18 protein-coding genes and 2 tRNA genes are annotated in these 18,756 nt (G+C 66.2%); 9 read left to right on the top strand and 11 right to left on the bottom strand.

Annotated elements, in window-relative coordinates:
- Positions 1 to 28: 28 nt before the first annotated feature.
- The 3 genes from ACFC3F_RS00355 to ACFC3F_RS00345 form a co-directional block, all read right to left on the bottom strand.
- On the bottom strand, positions 29 to 2,182 hold the full coding sequence (locus ACFC3F_RS00355; protein ID WP_376125126.1) for a histone-like nucleoid-structuring protein Lsr2: 2,154 nt from the start codon (positions 2,180 to 2,182) through the stop codon (positions 29 to 31).
- A gap of 593 nt (positions 2,183 to 2,775) precedes the next feature.
- Positions 2,776 to 3,858: an IS110 family transposase gene (locus ACFC3F_RS00350; protein ID WP_376125123.1), complete on the bottom strand. Its 1,083-nt coding sequence runs from the start codon at positions 3,856 to 3,858 to the stop codon at positions 2,776 to 2,778.
- Positions 3,859 to 3,978: 120 nt separating this feature from the next.
- Complete coding sequence (locus ACFC3F_RS00345; protein ID WP_376125120.1) at positions 3,979 to 4,620, bottom strand: hypothetical protein; 642 nt, start codon at positions 4,618 to 4,620, stop codon at positions 3,979 to 3,981.
- Positions 4,621 to 4,900: 280 nt separating this feature from the next.
- On the opposite strand from ACFC3F_RS00345, the gene ACFC3F_RS00340 reads away from it, so the two are divergent.
- The 5 genes from ACFC3F_RS00340 to ACFC3F_RS00320 all read left to right on the top strand — a co-directional run bounded on the left by ACFC3F_RS00340 (position 4,901) and on the right by ACFC3F_RS00320 (position 10,684).
- On the top strand, positions 4,901 to 6,682 hold the full coding sequence (locus ACFC3F_RS00340) for a multicopper oxidase family protein (RefSeq protein WP_054682937.1): 1,782 nt from the start codon (positions 4,901 to 4,903) through the stop codon (positions 6,680 to 6,682).
- A gap of 158 nt (positions 6,683 to 6,840) precedes the next feature.
- Positions 6,841 to 7,626, top strand: coding sequence for an acetoin reductase (locus ACFC3F_RS00335; protein WP_376125116.1), 786 nt, complete (start codon positions 6,841 to 6,843; stop codon positions 7,624 to 7,626).
- Positions 7,627 to 8,223: 597 nt separating this feature from the next.
- Complete coding sequence (locus tag ACFC3F_RS00330) at positions 8,224 to 8,556, top strand: hypothetical protein (RefSeq protein ID WP_140403531.1); 333 nt, start codon at positions 8,224 to 8,226, stop codon at positions 8,554 to 8,556.
- Between the two features lie 42 nt (positions 8,557 to 8,598).
- Entirely contained in the window at positions 8,599 to 9,078 is a 480-nt protein-coding gene (locus ACFC3F_RS00325; protein WP_079113303.1) for a cupin domain-containing protein, read from the top strand.
- Positions 9,079 to 9,472: 394 nt separating this feature from the next.
- Positions 9,473 to 10,684: an IS30 family transposase gene (locus ACFC3F_RS00320; RefSeq protein WP_376125113.1), complete on the top strand. Its 1,212-nt coding sequence runs from the start codon at positions 9,473 to 9,475 to the stop codon at positions 10,682 to 10,684.
- 125 nt (positions 10,685 to 10,809) lie between these two features.
- Here the strand turns inward: ACFC3F_RS00320 and ACFC3F_RS00315 are convergent, their stop codons facing one another.
- Positions 10,810 to 11,286: an AAA family ATPase gene (locus ACFC3F_RS00315; protein WP_376125112.1), complete on the bottom strand. Its 477-nt coding sequence runs from the start codon at positions 11,284 to 11,286 to the stop codon at positions 10,810 to 10,812.
- A gap of 702 nt (positions 11,287 to 11,988) precedes the next feature.
- Here ACFC3F_RS00315 and ACFC3F_RS00310 point away from each other — a divergent pair.
- Both ACFC3F_RS00310 and ACFC3F_RS00305 read left to right on the top strand, forming a co-directional pair.
- A complete protein-coding gene (locus ACFC3F_RS00310; protein ID WP_376125110.1) occupies positions 11,989 to 12,939 on the top strand; it encodes a zeta toxin family protein in 951 nt (316 codons plus the stop codon).
- A complete protein-coding gene (locus ACFC3F_RS00305; RefSeq protein WP_376125106.1) occupies positions 12,936 to 13,544 on the top strand; it encodes a recombinase family protein in 609 nt (202 codons plus the stop codon). The genes ACFC3F_RS00310 and ACFC3F_RS00305 overlap by 4 nt, the downstream gene beginning before the upstream one ends.
- Before the next feature lie 40 nt (positions 13,545 to 13,584).
- Here the strand turns inward: ACFC3F_RS00305 and ACFC3F_RS00300 are convergent, their stop codons facing one another.
- The 4 genes from ACFC3F_RS00300 to ACFC3F_RS00285 are packed head-to-tail and all read right to left on the bottom strand — an operon-like array spanning position 13,585 to position 15,768.
- Positions 13,585 to 14,889 carry a hypothetical protein gene (locus ACFC3F_RS00300; protein WP_376125103.1) on the bottom strand — a complete coding sequence of 435 codons (1,305 nt, stop codon included), beginning with the start codon at positions 14,887 to 14,889 and terminating at the stop codon, positions 13,585 to 13,587.
- 20 nt (positions 14,890 to 14,909) lie between these two features.
- On the bottom strand, positions 14,910 to 15,164 hold the full coding sequence (locus tag ACFC3F_RS00295; RefSeq protein WP_376125100.1) for a hypothetical protein: 255 nt from the start codon (positions 15,162 to 15,164) through the stop codon (positions 14,910 to 14,912).
- Complete coding sequence (locus ACFC3F_RS00290; protein WP_376125097.1) at positions 15,161 to 15,526, bottom strand: glutaredoxin family protein; 366 nt, start codon at positions 15,524 to 15,526, stop codon at positions 15,161 to 15,163. Before ACFC3F_RS00290 ends, ACFC3F_RS00295 begins: the two co-directional genes overlap by 4 nt.
- Positions 15,523 to 15,768, bottom strand: coding sequence for a helix-turn-helix transcriptional regulator (locus ACFC3F_RS00285; RefSeq protein ID WP_376125094.1), 246 nt, complete (start codon positions 15,766 to 15,768; stop codon positions 15,523 to 15,525). The genes ACFC3F_RS00290 and ACFC3F_RS00285 overlap by 4 nt, the downstream gene beginning before the upstream one ends.
- 112 nt (positions 15,769 to 15,880) lie before the next feature.
- Between ACFC3F_RS00285 and ACFC3F_RS00280 the strand changes: the two genes are divergently transcribed.
- Both ACFC3F_RS00280 and ACFC3F_RS00275 read left to right on the top strand, forming a co-directional pair.
- A complete protein-coding gene (locus ACFC3F_RS00280; RefSeq protein WP_376125091.1) occupies positions 15,881 to 16,483 on the top strand; it encodes a hypothetical protein in 603 nt (200 codons plus the stop codon).
- A complete protein-coding gene (locus tag ACFC3F_RS00275; protein ID WP_376125089.1) occupies positions 16,476 to 17,636 on the top strand; it encodes a tyrosine-type recombinase/integrase in 1,161 nt (386 codons plus the stop codon). The genes ACFC3F_RS00280 and ACFC3F_RS00275 overlap by 8 nt, the downstream gene beginning before the upstream one ends.
- A 103-nt stretch (positions 17,637 to 17,739) precedes the next feature.
- Here the strand turns inward: ACFC3F_RS00275 and ACFC3F_RS00270 are convergent, their stop codons facing one another.
- From ACFC3F_RS00270 to ACFC3F_RS00260, 3 genes are all read right to left on the bottom strand, one after another.
- Positions 17,740 to 18,192 (bottom strand): hypothetical protein, encoded by a 453-nt coding sequence (locus ACFC3F_RS00270; RefSeq protein ID WP_376125087.1) that lies wholly within the window; start codon positions 18,190 to 18,192, stop codon positions 17,740 to 17,742.
- A gap of 377 nt (positions 18,193 to 18,569) precedes the next feature.
- Positions 18,570 to 18,643, bottom strand: a tRNA-Met gene (locus ACFC3F_RS00265).
- Between the two features lie 29 nt (positions 18,644 to 18,672).
- A tRNA-Thr gene (locus ACFC3F_RS00260) sits at positions 18,673 to 18,744 on the bottom strand.
- Positions 18,745 to 18,756 lie beyond the last annotated feature (12 nt).

Raw genomic sequence — 18,756 nt, 5'->3', positions numbered from 1 at the left:
CTGCGGTGAGCTCCGCGACGGACGCTGCTCAGCCGTTCCCGATCTCGCTTGCGCGTCTCTCATTGGTGCGGGCAATCATCTCGTCGGTAACGGAGCTCCTCGCGGGGTCGTCGGCGAGATGCATGAGCCGAAGCTCAATAGCCGGTTGCTCGCTGGTTCCGCCGGATGCGTGAGCATTCAGCAGTGGGAGGGCACCGATGTCCATCGCCGACTTGACTAACTCGTGGAGTGTCGCCGACTGGGAGTCCGGGAGGTAACCGGCGATCGTCCGCTCCCGCCCCGCCACGAGGTCGACTCGTACCGCGTGCACGATGCGTGGGTGGAGGGGCTCGGCGACGAGCATCGCCATCAGCGGGCCGTCTTCTTCGTCCTGCCACCTGAGAAGAGCGTCCCGCACGTTGGCCCGGTAGTCGTCGGTCCGGGCGACATGCATGTCATCGCCGCCTGTGAGCCCCATCGCTTGGGTAGGGACGATAGGTGCGTAGGCCCACTCGCCGAGAGGTGCCATCGGTTTGCCTTGAAACTCAAACTCGTCTACGCGGACATCTGTCGCTCTCGCGCGCACGAGAGGGACGTCTGGGGTGTGCGCGACTGCGTATGCGTCCCAAATCTCGGCGGAGATACGACCCCGGACACCGACTGCGTACCCGTTAGCGAGCGCCCAAGTGCGCACGACGCTGGGAGACGCATCGTTGGTCGGCTCGTTCCCCGCCACGGCCTCCCGACGCGGCGCCTGTGCAGGCTGGGTTGGTCGGTTGGCAACTCGAGGGCGCTCTTCGGCCGGAGCGGCAGGTTGGAGGTGTGCGAGGAGGGTTTCGAAGGTGTTGGGGTGCACGATTCGGGTTCCGACTTCGCGGGCCTTGGCGAGCTTGATGCCGTCCATGGACCCGTCGGTCACGAGCATCGAGGTGAGTCGGGACACGTTGTTCATCACGCGGACGCCGAGCTCAATGGCGCGGCGTTCGAGCCGGTCGCGCTGACGATCGTCGCAGCCGGTGAATGCGACCTTGTCGCCCACTCGCAGGGGAATCCCGAGGTCCCAGTCGTCGGGCAGAGGGAGAAGGTCGGCGCTCATTCGCGCGGCGCGTGCAGCCGCCGCGTGCGCGATCAACTCATTGACGGCTGCGCGGGGCACGTCGAGCGCATCGCACAAGGTGTGCAGCTCTTCCCGCTCGTCGTGCGAGACGTGGCCATCGTCGACGGCCTTGTGCGCGAGTGCGAGGACGAACGCTCGATGGGCTGCGTGGAGGTCAGTGTCAGTGAGCCCATAGACCCCGATCAGCTCGCCAAGTTCGCCGGCTTCCTCGTCGCTAATCTCACCGTCCTCAAGTGCGTCGAGGAGCGTCTCGAGGTACGCGAGGGTTCCCTCAGGTGCCCCCTCTTCAACTACCTTGAGGAGGCTGACGTCGGTGAGTTGTCGAAGCAGCGGTGGCTGCTGAGGCCCGGCTGGGGTGATTCGCTTCGTGCGACCACCCGTCTCTGCGGCGAGGCTGGCAAACGGGGTTGCAGGGGTGCGGGACGGACTCGGCGGCCAGCTGACGGAGCGGGCCTCGTCGCGGAGGGCGCTCAGAACCTGACTTTGGCGCCGGCCCGCCCGGGCGAGGTAGAAGCGAAGCAGTCCTGCCGTCGCACGTGCATCGCCCAGCGCCGAGTGGGCATTCTCAAGCGGGACTCCGGCCGCCCAGCAGCAGTCGGCCAGTCGCCGGCGATCCAAGTCGGGCAGATACTCGCGGCTGCCGTCGAGGGTGCAGAAAGTTGGTATCCACGGCGTATCCCAGCCCGCGCGCTGGAACTCCGCTCGCAGGAACGCGAGGTCGAAGTTTGCGTTGTGCGCCGCGATCGGCACGCCCGAGATGTACGGGATCAGGCGAGCTGCAACATCACGAAAGAGTGGTGCACCCGCCACGTCCGCCTGCGTGATCCCGTGTATGTGAGTCGCACCGACGAGGCCCTCCGGATTGAACCGTGTAGACCATTCATCGACCACGTTCCCTTCGCCGTCGACGCGAATCACCGCGAGCTCGACAATGCGATTCTGACGTGGGGAGAGCCCGGTCGTCTCCACATCGACAATCGCGAAATGAGGCACGGCGCTCGTGGACGCAGCGATCGGCCGTGTGGCTGCAATCGTGGGTGCGGCGGTTGCGTTCCGTCTGCCGAACAGCCAGTCGAACATCCCCATGTGTCTTGATCCGATCCCTATCGCGTTCCGCCCCAGACGGAAGCCCCGAGACATTCCGGGCGCTGCTCACATCCTGCCGGATGCCGACGACACGCCACACGCTTGGGCCGTTGGCGTCGCGGCAGGCTCGATTAGGAATTGCGCGTAGGCGCCCCGCTCGCGGGCAATGCCCGGATAGGGATCCTGAGGACGGCCGAGAGTATCGGCGAGAAGGTAGCGCCAACTTCGACGAGCGCGTCGATGTAGCCCGTCGCTTCCACTTGAACCCGCTCGAACTCCCTCAGCAGTTCGGCAGGGCTCGTACGACTGATATGTAGTGCCTTCTTGTCAAGAGGGCGTAGCGAGGCGCCGTCCGGGAATCCCGGGCGGCGCCTCTTGCGTCGTGGTCTGGTGGGCCGGTGAGCGTGTCGTTGCGACGCGCGGTCAGTCTGATATTCGCGGGTTGGATACCGCAGGACGGTTCTTCGGCAGGAGCGGGTCCGCGTGTCTAGGAACGAGCGTCGCCCGGTTGCGCGGACTGCTCATAGTTGTTTCGCGGGTCGCTCCTCGCGCTGCCGCCGACCGCCGGGATCACGAAGCAGCTCAAGGGCGGTTCAGTCGTCCATCACCGCCAGCGACCAGCACCAGCCGGCGAGTTCTCTCGCGACGGCGACGTTCGCGATCGTTGACCGTTTGCGGCGTTCGATGAACCGCACCCACCGGTCGTGGAGCCGCCTGTTGCCGAGGTCACCGCGGGCGCGGGCGGCGACGGGTGCTTGTTCCCAGCGACCCTGCATGACTGCACCGACACGGTAGGAGGGCCGGTGATGCCAGGCCGACTCGACGAGCAGTCGGCGGGCGTGGCCGTTTCCGGTCTTGGTGATCGGCCCCTGCATTCGGGATTGACCGGAGGAGAACTCGCTGGGCACCAGCCCGACGAACGAGCCGATGCTGTTTCCGGTGAATCGGTCCCAGTCGCCGATCTCCACCGCCAACGCGAACCCGGTCAGCGTGCTCACCCCGCGCAGGCAGCCGAGCCTACGCACGACCGGGGTGAACTCACTATCGCCCGCGAGGACTCCGATGGCGCGATCGAGCCGATCACGACGTGCCTTGATCTGCAATACCGTCTCGTACTCCGCGTCGAATGCGGCCTGCGACGCCGCGCCAGTGAGGTGCTGAGCGGCCAGCCACCGGTCGTGCTTGGCCGTCCATGCGGCACCGTCGTCGTAAACGATCCCGTGCCGAAGCAACAGTTTGCTGAGCCGGTGCCTCGCGCGCATCAGATCACCCCGGCAGTCCTCGCGGGCGCGGACCAGGTCACGGGCGGCTTCTTGATCGGCTGTCGGGACGGCGACCGGCGTGATCTCGTCCAACCGCAGCAGCCTGGCCAGATGCACCGCGTCCCTCGCATCGGTCTTCACCCGATCTCCCGACGGTCGTTGCAGCTTCGACGGCGCAGCAACCACGCACCTGACCCCCGCACTCGTCAGCGCCCGATACAACCCGAACCCCGTAGGACCGGCCTCGTAGGCGACCGCGACCGGACCGGGCACCCCACGCACCCACTCGAGAATTCGGTCATCGCCCGGCGGCAGCTTCGCTTGGAACAGCTCGCCGGTCACGCCATCGATCGCCGCTGCTGCGACGGAACGGGCGTGCACGTCGAGCCCAACACTCGTACGCTCAGTGAACACGGGGCCTCCCACAACTGTTGGATAGGCCGGACGGACCACCTCCGCCCGGTAACCCACGAGTTTTGTGAGTGAGGCCCCGTCCCGCGACCCCCTCACCAGAAGAGGGCCACTACATACCGTCTAGGCCTGCTCAACCTCGGTATGCCAGTCCACTAGCTTTGCTTGCCACTTGCGCTGCTGCGCAGTCCAGATGTCGCGGATCACCTTGCGCTCTGACTTCGGCAAGTACCGACCGCTCATGATCTCGCGCACCCAGGACTTGCCCGAGGCGTCGATGAACTGGAGGTAGAACTCTTTGCCGCTCGGACTATCTGGGAAGCCCCCGACGTCTTTGCTGAACGACTCACCTGGCGCGATGGCCATGTCCCCGCTGTCGCTGATGTGCATGGTCTGGTGGACGTGGTAGTCGATACCGAGGCGGGGGTCACTGCGGAGGTTCGTGTAGACGATCGGCTGGTTGCTGGTGTTGTGGACGTAGAGACGGATGACCCAGTGGTAAAGCTGACCGCCCTCTTCCTCTTCGATCTTGCGCATCTTGCGCGCGGACAGGCCGTCGAGTGCGACCTTGGGTGTCCACCTGACGGATGTGTGAGTCACGAAGGCGTCGGCCTGCGCTCTGCGTCTCCGGATGCGCTCGGACTGGATGATCAGGATGGTGGCTGCGAAGGCGCCGACCGTCCCGATGGCGGCGAACCACTCTGGCACTGTCCCCCACGCTTGAGAGTTCCACCAGTCGGCGAAATCACCCCCGAATTGGTCCACTCGATCAAGCTAGCGCAAGGACGTAGTCGACCAGTCGTTTGCCCTAGCCGTTCGCGAGCCCTGCACTACGAAATGGGCAGGGCCGTGGAAGGCGAGCGGGGGGCTCGCTGCACGGTAGGTAACAACCGACAGCCTGGGCAAACTATGCCAGGGGCCACAATCGTGCGCCTCCTAGCCCGCCCGCAACCATCGGCTTTCGGGCGGTGCCCGGATAGGGATCCGTTATGCCCGTGTGCGCATAGTCCCACGACACGTCGGGCGGGCTGGTAGCGTGTAGCGCATGGCCGCCGCGCAGCGCATGCCTCTGACGCCGTTCGTCGACGTTCTGCCGTTGCCCGAGCGCCTGCTCGCGCGCGATCACAACGGCCGTCTGACGGTGCGGATCCGTACCGGCTCACACAGCTTCCATCGCGATCTGCCCCGGTCGCGTGTGTGGGGCTACGACGGCACGCTCCCAGGCCCGACGATCGAGGCTGAGCGCGGCCACCCGGTCCGCGTCGAGTGGCGCAACGAGCTTGACGGCGGGCTGCCCGTCATCGTAACGATGGCCGGCGACGAGGTCGACGCCGACGGTGTGCCTGTGCAGTGCAGTCCCGGTCTGAGCGGCGGCACGCCGGACCCGCACGCCGCGGCGCTGACGGGACACTCGGTCGTGCACCTGCACGGTGGCCTGACACCGGCCGTGTACGACGGCTGGACCGAGAACCTCTTCGCACCCGGCCAGCTCGCCGTATTTGACTACCCGATGGACCAACGCGCGACGCTGCTCTGGTACCACGACCACGTGATGGGCGTCACTCGGTTCGACGTATACGCCGGGCTGGCGGGACTGTGGATCATCCGCGACCAGCGCGAACGTGACCTCGGGCTGCCCGAGGGACCACCGTACGAGGTGCCGCTGCTGCTGCAGGACCGTAACTTCGGACTCGACGAGGGCGGTCGGCTGACCGGCCAGCTGGTGCACAAGACCGACCCTGGGGTGATGGAGGCCTTCGCGCCGTTCACGGTCGTCAACGGCAAAGTCTGGCCTATCCTCGACGTCCAGCCCGCCACGTACCGCTTCCGCGTGCTCAACGGCTCCAACGCCCGCACCTTCCGGCTCGTGCTGCTGCGAGACGGCGTGCCCGAATTCGATCGCATCACTCAGATCGGCACCGACTCGGGCCTACTCCGCGAGCCCGTCGCGCTGCCACCCGACGGGCTGGTCCTCGCCTCAGCCGAGCGCGCCGACCTGCTCGTCGACTTCTCGGACCTCCAACCGGGCACCGAGCTCACGCTCTACAACACCGCCGGCGCTCCGTTCGATGGCGCGCCCTTTCCCGCCGCTGATGCCGCCGATGCCGCGGATCTCGACGCGCTGCTGCCGTACCCCCAGGTCATGCGTTTCCGTGTCGTCCCGGGCCCGGTCGCGCACCGTCCGGTGCCCCGCGAACTGGCGACCGACTTCGCCCTGCCAAAACCCGAGGAGCTGGACGCGGCGCCGCGGCGTGCCATCGCGCTTGTCGAGCGCGAGTTCGAGGACGTACCCAACATGCTGACCATGCGTGAGCTCGCCGTTGTCGACGACGAGGACGAGACGACCGGTCCGCTGATCACCCTCACCGACGGCGACCACACGACGCGCTACCGCGCGGTTGCCGCCCACTTCGAGGACACCGCCACGTTCTTCCCGATGCTCGGCCAGTACGAGATCTGGCAGCTCATCAACCTCACCGATGACACGCACCCCATCCACATCCACCTCGATCCCTTCCAGGTCCTCGCGCGCCGGCCCATCGGCTGGGAGATCCCCGACGACGGCATCGGCGATCTCGACCTCAGCGCGCGGATCACTCTCGGTCGCGACCCCGACGACGAGCTCGACCACGTCATCGACGCCAACGAGCGCGGGCTCAAAGACACAGTCCGCGTCAACCCCCACGAAATCGTCGAGATCGCCGTCCGGTTCCACGCCTACAGCGGCCGCTACATGTACCACTGCCACATCCTCGAGCACGAGGATCGCGATATGATGCGGCCCTTTGTGACCATGCCTCCCGAACTCATGCCGTTCATGGCGTGACCCTGGCACGTCAGGAGCGCCAGGGAATACAAATCGATTCGCCATGTTGAAGTGGGAGACGGGCAGCCACTTCTGCTGGCCCTGCACTGTACGACGCGCCAGGCCCGCGAACATCCAATCTGCTGGGCGTCCGTTCGCATCTGAAAAGGAGTACGAGAATGGCTATTCAGGGCAAGGTTGCACTGGTCACCGGAGCCGGGCAGGGGATCGGGCGCGGCATCGCGCTTCGTCTCGCCGCCGACGGTTTTGACATCGCCGTCGCGGACATCGAGCCGCAGCGCGAGAAGGGTGATTCGGTCGTCGCCGAGATCGAGCAGCTGGGCCGAAAAGCGGTCTTCGTCGCTGCGGACGTGTCGAAGCGCGACCAGGTCGTTGCCGCTGTCGACGCAGCCGCCGAACAGCTCGGCGGGTTCGATGTGATCGTCAACAACGCCGGCATCGCCCAGATCAAGCCCGTACTCGAGATCACCGCCGAAGAGCTCGATCAGATCTTCCGGATCAACGTCGACAGCGTGGTCTGGGGCATCCAGGCGGCCGCAGCGAAGTTCGAACAGCTCGGTCACGGTGGAAAGATCATCTCCGCGGCATCCATCGCGTCGATCCAGGGGTTCCCCATCCTCAGCGCGTATTCGGCCTCGAAGTTCGCCGTTCGCGGCTTCACCCAGGCGGCCGCGCAGGAGCTCGCTCCGAAGGGCATCACGGTGAACGCTTACGCGCCCGGCATCGTCGGCACCGGCATGTGGGAACTCATCGACGCCGAGCTCAGCAAGATCAACGGCAAGCCACTCGGCCAGAACCTCAAGGAGAACGTGGAGGGCATCGCGCTCGGCCGCATCGAGACCCCCGAGGACGTCGCGAAGGTCGTGTCGTTCTTCGCCGGCCCCGACTCGGACTACGTCACCGGCCAGGTGCTTCTCGTCGACGGCGGCATGCTTTACAACTGAGTCATCACTGACCGTCTCACCACCCGCCGCGCGTCGGCGTGTGACCCTCCCGGGCGCCCTCCGGTATCGGCAGCTCAGCCCGCAGACCGAGCAGTCGGAAAGGCCTCGTGAAGATCAGACGAAGTCACGACCGGATCGTACTCACCTGCCCCTCGACGCGACCTGCGTCGGGGGGCTTTTTCGCGCCCACAAATCGGCGCCCAGTGGTGCAGCCACCTCGATACGCCTGTACTGAATTACGTATCGAACGCGTCAGCCGCAACCTCCGCGAGCTCGAGGTCAGGGCGCGCACGCACGTCCGGCGGGTTCTGCCTGCCGGGACGCTCACCGCGCGTCGAGGGCTCCCGGCGAATGTGGTGTTCGCAGCCGCCTTGTCCATGGCGTTCTTCACCGCAGACCTGTTCATTCCGCTCGCCCTTACCAGCGTGCGAGGGATCAGCGCTACACTCGCCGGGATCGTCCTGACCGCAGGCATCATCGGGTGGACCGCCGGCGCCTATGCCCCCGCCCGGCTCCTGAAGTGGGGCATGACCAAGGGGGGGCATCGCGCGCCTCGGAGCGATTCTCGTCATCGCGGGTTTGACGGTGATCGGTGCCGTGATCCTCACCACCGTCCCCGTCCCCGTCGCCGCCGTGGGCTGGATCATCGCCGGGCTCGGCGCCGGTCTCGGTTTCACGATCAACTCCATCGCCGTCCTCGATGATGCCGCTGGCACGGTCGGGCGCGCCTCATCGCAGATGGAGCTCGGCAACCAGGCCGGCATCGCCATCGGCACCGGGCTCGCCGGTGCCCTGGTCGCCACCATGGGCGCCACTGCAGCCGGACTAAGCGGCGTCCTCGTCGTCGCTGGGGCCGGCGTCGTACTCGCTCTCCTCGCCTCCACGAGGTTCGCCGAAACCCACCCACCCTTGACTCCCCCCGAAAGATGATGCTGACTTGGACTCGAAGTCCGAGCACGAAAGGAGAACACAATGACCATCAACGACATCGGGCCCCGCCCGAACGCGTTCGACATCGAAGAGGCCACCCGGCGGAACGAGAACTACCGCAGCGTGGCGTGGACCGGGAAGTATTTGCAGGTCACGCTGATGTCTATCCCGGTCGGGGAGTCCATCGGCCTGGAGGTCCACCAGAACACCGATCAGTTCCTGCGCCTCGATGCCGGACAGGGCAGGGCCGTCATGGGCCCGGCCAAGGACCGGCTCGACTTCGAGCAAAACGTCTCGGATGGGTGGTCTGTCCAGGTCCCCGCCGGCACCTGGCATGACGTGATCAACACTGGCGACGAACCGCTGCGCCTCTACGCGATTTATGCCCCGGTGCACCACGCACCTGGCATCACCCAGGGAACCAGCGACAAGGCAGAACAAGACGAAGCGACCGGTAAGGACGAGCCTCCCGCATGGACCGTCCAGCCCGAGGACAGCGCGCCGGACGAGCACGCCAACTGACGTCTACTTGTGTCACCGCTCCGTAAGGATGTTGCGGACGAGGATCGTCTTGGTCCACCCCGGGCAGCGCGCCCCGCCGCCGCGTGAAGACATCGGCCGGTCTCGACCGGCCGATGTCTTCACGCTCCCGCCCCTCACGCTGGTAGGTCTGACGATCACGGATGTCGAGGACCTCGACTGGGCCTCGTGTCAGAGTGTCGGCAAGGCCGCATGGTTCCTCGGGCAGGCCAACACTGTGCCCTGTCTGCGACACCGTGCGATCATAGAACGCCGCCACAAAGCGTCAAACTCCACACACCTCGTCGTCGACGCCGACCGATCCACCGAAAACGATGGCGGTCTCAACCCACCAACGCACCACGAGGGTAGATGATGCGTTGTCGTGGAGGCTGGGATGAGTGTGGTGACGTCGCTGCCAGCGGCAGTACAGGACGTCGTGTGGCAGGCATGGGGCGAGGGCGAGTCACTGCGGCGGATCGCCGATCGGGCCGGCGTCCCGTCGCATCACGTGCGCCGGTACTTGCTGCGTCATGGTGGGGTGCGACCCGCGTTGCCGAGACGCTCCCCACGGCATCTGAGTCCAGGTGAGCGGGAAGAGATCTCGCGTGGGATCGCTGCTGGTCTTTCTGCCCGGGCGATCGCCGAAGGGTTGGGGCGGTCGGCGTCGACGGTCTCGCGCGAGATCGCCCGCAACGGCGGCCGTGACGCCTACCGTGCGACGGTCGCCGATGAGCGTGCCCGCGTCGAAGCCCGGCGGTCGCGGGTGCCGCGTCTCGCGAGCGACGAGCGGCTACGGGCGGTGGTGCTCTCGCGGCTCGAGCTGGACTGGTCCCCGCAGCAGATCGCGGCGTGGCTGCGCCGCGAACATCCCCACGAGCCGGGCATGTGGGTCTCGCACGAGACGATCTACTGCGCTGTCTATCTGCCGGCATCGCGGAACCTGCCGAAGAGCACGTACCAGCGGCTGCGGTCCGGTCGCACGATGCGCCGGCCCCGGCTCGTGAAGCGATCGCACGGGCGAGGGCATCTGCGCGACATGGTCTCCATCCACCACCGCCCCGCCACCGTGACCGACCGGCTCGAGCCGGGTCATTGGGAAGGTGACCTCGTCATGGGCAAGCGCCCGAGCGCGGTCGCGACCCTCGTCGAGCGCACCACCCGCTACCTGAAGATCGTGCCGCTGCCCGACGGGATCAAGGCCAAGGACGTCAGCATCGCGGTCGCCCGCGCCCTGTTCAACGTCCCACCCGGCATGTGCAAGTCCCTGACCTGGGACCGCGGCCGCGAGATGGCCGACCACGCCTTCCTCAGCGCACTCATCGACGCCCCGGTCTACTTCTGCGACCCCCGCAGCCCGTGGCAGCGCGGCACCAACGAGAACACTAACCGCCTCCTGCGCCAGTACCTCCCGCGGCGCACGAACATGAACGCGACGAGTAACGACGAGCTCGAACGCATCGAGAGGCTCCTCAACGAACGGCCTCGGCAGGTCCTTGAATGGGCGGCGCCGACGGAGAGGTTTCTTGAGACCGCAGCGGCGGCTCGAGAATTGCGCCGGTCGATGAGCAGATCCGACGCAGGCGTGCGAGCTGTAGCTGAGGAATGAAGCCGGGGCAGGCAATGAGAATCGGCGACTGTGATGTGTCTCTGCGAGACCGCCCACCGGGGATACCCCTTCGAGTCAGGAGGGCGACCAGCGTGGGCGTGGCGCCGGTCTGGGCGCAGCCACGATCACATCGGGCTTGTCACGTGGACGATCCTGAGTGGGCCTTCTTCAGGTGTGGGCGTCTCGAACCCGTCGATGTACGCGATCGCTCGCTCGCGCGACACAGCGATGTCGTCCGGGCCGGAGTTCTCGCGCTGGGCCAACCTGTCCAGGAGGATCGACCGCCTGGTGTCCAGGTAGTAGACGACCGGGACGACGCCGAGGGGGGCGCAGAGCCGCCTGAACTCATCGCGCGAGGCACGGGACCAGAACGAGGAGTCCACGACGACGCCCTTCCCCTGCTTCACACAGTCGACGAGCTTGTCCTGGAGCGTTCCGTGGACGACCTGGCGCGCGTCGTCGCCGATCGGGTGGGTCCGGTGCCCGAGGGCCCACGCCTCGCCGTCGAACGAGACCCTGACATAGCCCCGGGCCTCCAGGCCACGCGCGTAGGTCGACTTCCCCGATCCAGCCGGACCGCACATGAGGATGACCTGGTCCACGTAGCCAACCCTATGCGGGCTCAACGCAGGTGAGGGACAAAGGCGGTGACGCCCGGGTAGGAGTCGAGGGCTGCATGACCACCTACGGCCGGCATCACCCGGAAATCCGCTTGACCATACCGCCGTGCCGTAAGCCGATCCCTGAGCGGTCTTGGGTGGGTCATCGGCTCGATAGGCGGCCTGCCACGGCCGGAGCGCGGGAGATGTCAATGTGGAGCACGCGCAGCGAAGCGAGCATGAACGACATTGACATCTCCAAGCGCAGGCTGAGGATGGCCGTCGAGGCGATGGCCTGTCGTGATCGATGCCAACACCGCTAACGATGCGACCATGATCGAGAGGGGCAGGCTCCGGCGACCTGCGGTCGCGCCGCTAGTGCTCTCCAACCACGCGACGGCACGAAAAGCTCCATGATCCTTTTCGAACAGGTGGGTAGACTCGCGTGAGGAAGGGGATCATGGCCCGACAGATTCCAGCCTGGCACGACGGGGATACCGCCGCCTACGAGAGACTCCGCGCACTTTTGAGAACGTTCGCAGCACAACTCTCACAGCCCGCTTCATCAACGATTGCGCCGGACGCTGCCGCAGTCGTCGCTCTACGGCGGGCGGTACTCGCTGTTGATGGGTTCGACCGCGCGGCTGTGGACGAGGTGACCCGATCGCTCGAGTTGCGCCTTGAAGTGGAGAAGGAATCCTCTCCGTGAACGCCGCGGTCGGCTCAAGTAAGGCACTGCGGGACGAGTTCGTTGATCGGGTCGCGCCGCTCCTGTTCGACGGGGTGGAAGAAGCTGAGCGCCCTACTATGACGCTTCTCGTTGATCCCCCCGGCGCCGGTGCAGGGCGTGTGCTGAGCAGGCTCATCAGCGAGCAGCGTGCGGCAGTTGTGAGCGCCGCGGATCTGGCCTCGTTCGATGAATCTGCGAGCGAAGCTTCGGCGGCCGCCTGGTTGCGTATGTGCCTGGCTCATGCGCGAGATCATCACCTGCCGCTGGTCGTGCAGGGTGGGTTCAGCAACCCGCAGGCCGCGTTCGGTACTGCGCAGGGATTCGCGGAGGCGGGCTTCCAGACGCGAGTGGCGACGGTGGTGTCTCCTCGCCCAGTCAGTCTGCTCGCCGTCGCGTCGACCTACCTCTCGGCGGCACGGGTCCGGATGACCGCGCCACTCATCACGGTGGACGACCACGATGCGGGATGGTCGGCCGCCCGGACACTCATTCGGTCACTCGAGCCTGGCGACGTGGACAGTCTCGTCCTCGTCGATGACACCGGAGCGTCCATTTCCGAATCGGACGGTGACGATGGCGTTGACCAGGTGGGTGCGGCGTTTGATCGCGCACGTGCACGAGCCTTGACTGCGTTGGAGGCGACGCACTGGCTGAGCGAGTTGCGGCGTCTGTCCGAGTTCGCGCAGGCGCGGCCGACGTTACCTGCCGAGGGTCTGGAGACGCTGGTGGCTGCGCACCAGATGGCGTTGAGCGAGGTGATCCCACAGCTTCCCGTCCCGGCCGGTTCGCGGGTGTCCGCGGAACTGGAGCGCCGCGTCGCCAGCCGCCTGGTGGCCTTCCGAGGCAGCGTGCCCGTGCCCACTCCCGTGGTGCCCGCCCCGGTGGTCCGGACACCTGTGCCGGAGTCGACGGGGCCGTCACGATGACACGACTCGTCGGGTACACACGCGCTCTACCCGCCACTTCAAGCGTCGAAATAGACGCCGCGGCCTTGCGCAGCCTGGGTGCGGAGGTCGTCTTTACCGACTCCGCGGGTGCGGGAGCGCGCACGTCGGGTCGGTCCGGCTTGAAGGACTGCTTACGATCCCTATTGGCCGGTGATGTATTGATCGTCTCGGAGGCGGCGCGCCTGTCGCCGTCGCTGCCGCATTTCGTCGCCACCATTGCAGACCTGGATGCTCGGGGGGCCGCCGTGCGGAGTGTTGCTGAGCCCGTACTCTCGACCGACGAGAAGCGACCTGCGTCGTCGGCAGAGATGTTCCGCGAGCTGGAGGCGTTGCGGCGTCGGCTTCGTGGGCTCCGCACCCGTGAGGGGATGGAAGCTGCGACCGCGGAGGGACGCAGACTCGGACGGCCGTCCGTGATGACGGATGAGCGAGTCGCGATCGCCCGGGAGCTGCGAGCGCACGGTCGGTCGATGTCGCATGTGGCTCGCGTCCTGGGTGTCAGTAGAGGCGCCGTCGAGCGCGCACTCTCTCCCGCTGACAAACGCACGAACGCTGATCGCGATCGCGCGTCAGTGTCTTCCTAGACCCTCCCCACTCCGCACTCGTTTGGAGGACGCTCCCGCCTCACCTACTGCGCTCGCCAATAGCCCGCGGGGCGGCGGCCGTGGTCGGGAACGGACTTGAGCGGTCAGCCCATGCGCGGGTGACGGGCCCGCCGGGGCGGACGGGGGCGCGTCCTGCGATGATGTGTCGGATTGGAAGGCCGTACTGTTGGTGGCTGCCGCGGCGGAGGAGTTCTGCAAGGTGGGCACGTTCGGCGGGGTTGCCGGCGCCGAGGGTGTGAGCGAGGTGCCAGAGTTCGGTGATGTCGTGCCGGGTAGCGGTGTGCCACCACTCGGCCCGCTGCACGGCGCTCATCGCGTCGACGAGAGCCTGGCGAGCCGCACGTGCGTCTGCCCGGTGATGGCGATGAATGACACCAGCGGCGGCGAGCCGGACACGCCGGGCGGTTTCTGTGGGGATGTCGATCGGGGGGCCTCGGCGTCCGTTTCGGGCGATGGCATCAAGGCGTACCTCTTCGCGGATCTGCGCACCGCGGACCGCCTCGACCTGCGCGATCGCCGCTTGGAGTTCGTCGTCCATGTGGGCGCGAAGCCGGTGGGCGGCGGACATCCGGTGGAATTGCTCGAGAAGCTTGCGCGGAGTGGGCTCATCGGGACGTTCCTTCAGGTTCCGCCATGCACGCCACCGAGTCCCCGCGGCCTGTTCTGGGGACTCGGCGGTCAGCCGTGCCGCGAGGTCGGGGTTGGTGGCGGTGGTGCGGGAGAAGAATTCGTCTGCCGCACGATCGTTGGCGCGCTTGTCGCTGGCGTAGGTGCGTCGCACGTGCCGGGGTGGGAGGCCGAGTGCTTTCAGCCGGCTGCGCAGACGCGCGGCGTTCCGGCTACGCTCGCGCTGGTGTTCGAGGTTGCGCTGGTAGTAGTCGCGGTGCATGTTCGGGTTGGCGGCGAGGCGGCGTGCCGCGGCCCGCCGCTCTCGCTCCCGGAACGCTTCCCCGCCGGCGTCCCGGTACCGCATAGTCGCCTCTCTGCCCTGCAGGGCGACCCGTTCCGGGTGTCGCTGTTTGTACCGGGCCTGGTACTCCCGCACCCGGTCGGGGTGTTCCTCACGGAATCGACGCAGACGCTCCCGTTCGCGATCTCGGTTGTCCTCTCGGTACCGGCGGCCGCGTTCCAGGTCAGCCTGGTGCTTCGCTTCTGCTGCGCGCTTGCGACGCATCCGAGCAGCCTGCTGCGCGTTCAGCTTCTCCCGATTGGCCGCATCCCACCTCCGCCGCTGCTCTTTGTGTGCGACGTTGTACGCGCGTTTCGCGGCCAGAGCACGCTCCCTGGCGTCGGCGTCCTGCGGCGCGCGTTCGTCCGGAGCCACCGTTTCCCCGCTCACCGTTCTCAGCCGGCCGTGTCGAGGATGTAGAGCGCGGCGCAGAAGGGGCGGCGGTGTCCGGTGGGGTCGAGGATCGCCCGCCCGCACAGTTCCCGCAGCCGGGCGAGTTCGGCCGGGTCTTCGCCTGTGAGGCTTTCCAGGCACCAGTCGATCTCGGACGGGAGGTCGAAGTCGGGATCGAATGCCTGCATGTCCGCTTCGTACATCACCATCAACGCCCCCACCCGCGTGAGGACCTGACCTGCTTGTTCTTCCGTCATGACAACGTCCTTCCGCTAAGCGCGTGCGGGATGATGGGTGAGCCCGCCCAGCCGGCGAGAGCATCGATCAGATCGGGGCGGAACCCGCTCCAGTGATGCTGCGGGTGATCCCCGACCACCACGACCGGCGCCTGGAAGTACCCGAGCTCCTCGGTCACGTACTCCCGCAGCGCCGCCGGGGTGGACTCGTCCGAGAGGTCGACGAGGACGAACGGAACATGCCGCTCCGCAAGCCGCCGGCACGTGAACGCGCACTGCCGACACCCGGGACCTGCCGAGTACACCGTCACCACGACCTGTGCCGGCGAACCTGTGTGGGTCTCGTCGACGTGGGGTGGGGCTGCGGTGGGGTGGTTGATCATGGCCGGCGCCGGCCGCGGTCGCTGGTGGAGTGTCGGACGGTGGCCGCGATCCACTCATCGACCTCCTCTCTGCAGTAGAGGACGGTGCGACCGAACTTGTGGAAGTTCGGCCCGCGGCCGTCTTTGCGCCACTGCGAGAGCCTGCCCAGCGTAATCCCGGGAAGAGCCGCGGCGAGCTCGTCCGCGGTCAGCCACTTGGAGTCCAGATCTGCCACGAACTCCACCGAACTGCCAGTACTCATCTCAAACCCCGATCTACGTATCTCAACTGATGATTGACATGAGTGTCTATCTTAACTAGACACTAGTCAAGAGGTTACGTGGAACGGCAACGCGGTAAGACATGATGAGGAGGTGAAGGTCGACGTGAAGACTCTCGACGGGCAACCCATGGCCCAACAGGAAGCGACCGTGGTCGTCGGGGCCGCGTTGCGCATAGCGCCAGGATTCGTCGCCACCACCCTGGATGACCCCGGCGGCATCGAAACCACCATCGAAGCGGTCTACTCCCGCACCCAGGGCCGGTACATCATCCGCGCCGTCATCACCCGCGCGGTAGACCCCGAACGCGAGCTCACCCCCGGGAACCTCCGGCAGCTCGTCGTGCAGCAGATCCTGCAAGCCGCGACTCCGCGCTGCATCGCTCTCACCCTCGACGATCTCGGGGACCCGGCAGCACGATGGCTGACCCTTGCGGATCTCACCCGCACGGAGGGGAAGATCATCCCGGCCTGGATGGCCACCGAAGTCACCCGACGCGGGTGGAGCGAAGAACGCCTCCTCGTCGTGCAACTCCTCTACGGCGCCGCAGCCCTCTCCGGCCAACCGCCCCTGCAGCTCATGACGATCGAGCTCGGCATCCCCCACCGCACCGCCGGCGACTGGGTCAAACGCACCCGCGACAAGGGATACCTCGAAGGACTCACGTACTTCACCGGCCGACAGGCGGATGGGTAGCGTCAACAGCTACTCATCTGCGAGCGGCAAGCGCTACCGTGTCCGGTACCGCACTCCCGAGGGCAAGCAGACCGACAAGCGCGGCTTCGCCACCAAACGCGAAGCCGTCGAGTTCCTCGCATCCGTCGAGACGCGCAAGAGCACCGGCGACTACATCGCGAACCGTGACTCACGCATCCTCGTCCGCGACTGGTCCGAGGTCTGGCTGGACTCCCTCATCAATCTGAAACCCACCACGAAATCGGGATACCAGTACTCGTTGAGCAAGCACATCCTGCCACGCTGGGGCGACAGTCAGATCGGCGACATCTCCCACGCGGATATCCAACGCTGGGTCGGAGAACTCACCCGGACACTCGCCCCCTCCTCCGTGCGGCAGGTCTACCAGGTCCTGCGGAGCATGTTGCGCTTCGCGGTCCGCGACCGGCGCATCGTCCGCAACCCCGCCGACGACGTCAACCTCCCCCGCATCAAGAAGACCCAACGCGGATACCTCAGCCACCAGCAAGTGCACCAGCTCGCCGCCGAAGCCGGCCCCTGGGGCGACCTGCTCATCGTGCTCTCCTACACAGGCCTCCGCTGGGGCGAACTTGCCGGCCTCCGCGTACGGAACCTTGACCTCGCCCATCGGCGGATCACCGTCGTCGAAAGCGTCAGCGAAGTGGGCGGCACCCTCGTCTGGGGCAGCCCAAAGAACGATCAGCCCCGCGTCGTGAAGTATCCGAAGTTTCTCTCCGCGTCGCTCGCGACCCGCGCCGCCGGCAAACAACCCGACCAGCTCGTCTTCACGTCATGGCTGGGAGCGCCACTGCGGAACAACAACTTCCGACGACGCGTGTTCAACCCCGCCCTCGCGCGCACCATCGAAGCGGATCCCACGTTCCCGGTCGTCACCCCTCACGACCTGCGCCACACCGCCGCGAGCCTGTCCGTCTCCGCAGGCGCGAACGTCAAAGCCATCCAACGGATGCTGGGACATGCCTCCGCAGCAATGACCCTCGACGTGTACGCCGATCTCTTCGACGACGACCTCGACACCGTCTCAGACGCCCTCGAGATCGCAGCGGAACGGCATTTCCGCGACGCTCGATGGATTCACCCAGCGACTCCCCGAACCGGGCCGACCACGGACCCGTACGGCCCCGGGATCTAGCTGTCCGTAGACCTGCACGTAGCTCGACACCTCCACGGGCGGAGCGATGGATACATTACAGTAGGCGACCGCCATCGTGTTTCAGTGTGGTGCGGGGCCAGTGTTATCCCATTTCGATTGAGATGTATTTTCCAGTTTCGCCTTCAGGCACTGTGTAGATCCCGCGGAACGCGTTACCCACATCGAGTGAATAGAACCCTCTACCGGCCGGGATGTTGCCAATCTCGAACTTGAATGCGCAGCCACTGCGGTAGCCGCCTCCTATGGTGCTGTACCCGTCGACCAATTCACTGACCGCAACTATGTTTCCTTCAGCATCCAGAACGCTGATCTGGGTTCCACCGGAGAAATCTGAGAACCCTTTATCAGCGACACAAACGCTCGGAGCTTGGTTAGGCCCCCCGCCGGGGACAAGGATCACTCCTCGGAGGAAGAGCGTCTCTTCAGTCGGAGGTTCGGAGAGTAGAGGCTCGCTCCCCGCGGACGTTTCCGCCTGCGAGCACCCAGTGAGCATCAAGACGACCGCGAAGAACAGCGCTCCCCCGTACCGCATCATGGTCGAGATCCTAGCGGGCCGCACTGTCGCCTGGCCATGTAAACCAAGGTTGCTGAGCCGCACCTCGAGGGACGAGGGATCGCCGCGTCCGCGAGCACCCAGGGGCGCCGAGAGCCGTCCACTCCGACGGTCCCGGCCGCGCGTCGGAGTCTCCCTGGTTCGAGCGCCTCAGCCAGTACAACGCCAGCGTGCAGCGACTCCGATTTTCCAGCGTTGGCATCCGCTCCGAGACCCCACGAAACGACGTGAACGAACCTCCGTTTGCCCACATCGCCGTGGGCAAATGTGGGCAAATTATGGGCAAATCGCGAAAATCGGACGGGAAATCGCTCCGCTCAGATGCAGAAAAACCCCGGTTGATCCGGGGTTTTGATCTGTAGCGGGAGCGGGGTTCGAACCCGCGACCTCACGATTATGAGTCGTGCGCTCTCACCAACTGAGCTACCCCGCCGCGAAGCATCCGAAAGCATGGATGCTACGAGCCCCGAGTCAGGATTGAACTGACGACCCCTTCCTTACCATGGAAGTGCTCTGCCACTGAGCTATCGGGGCGTGCCACCCGTC

The organism is Microbacterium sp. NPDC055910, from assembly GCF_042271185.1.
In the GTDB taxonomy this organism is placed as follows: Bacteria; Actinomycetota; Actinomycetes; order Actinomycetales; family Microbacteriaceae; genus Microbacterium.
The sequence above is the reverse complement of the archived record's forward strand: the minus strand, read 5'-3'. Positions and strand labels throughout refer to the sequence as shown.